Raw genomic sequence first — 255 nt, forward strand, 5'->3', positions numbered from 1 at the left:
CACTCGATCTTCGCCCTGCTGAAGTACTCATGGCTATGTTGAAGTTCAAGAGGTTCCTGGACGACACCAGCGACGACTTTGATTTTGTCCGATTCCTGGCACAGGGCTTGGTGATTGTTGTCGCGGGCAAAACTACCAATCCCGAGAGCAGGCGCTATCTGGTCGTCGCTAGCGCCGAAGACCTGGAGCGCGTTGGTGCGCCTGCACCTGCCGGCTACCTGGAGCTGCCTGATGGCAGCATCATCCTCGCTGAGT

General features: G+C 57.6%; 1 protein-coding gene. It reads left to right on the forward strand.

Translation table 11 applies throughout. The features are described 5' to 3' along the window. Positions 1 to 29 precede the first annotated feature (29 nt). On the forward strand, positions 30 to 255 hold a 226-nt coding region (locus ACQG3P_RS20600), incomplete at its 3' end, for a hypothetical protein (protein ID WP_426806087.1).

The organism is Stenotrophomonas sp. SrG (genome assembly GCF_050031795.1).
Classification (GTDB): Bacteria; Pseudomonadota; Gammaproteobacteria; order Xanthomonadales; family Xanthomonadaceae; genus Stenotrophomonas; species Stenotrophomonas rhizophila_A.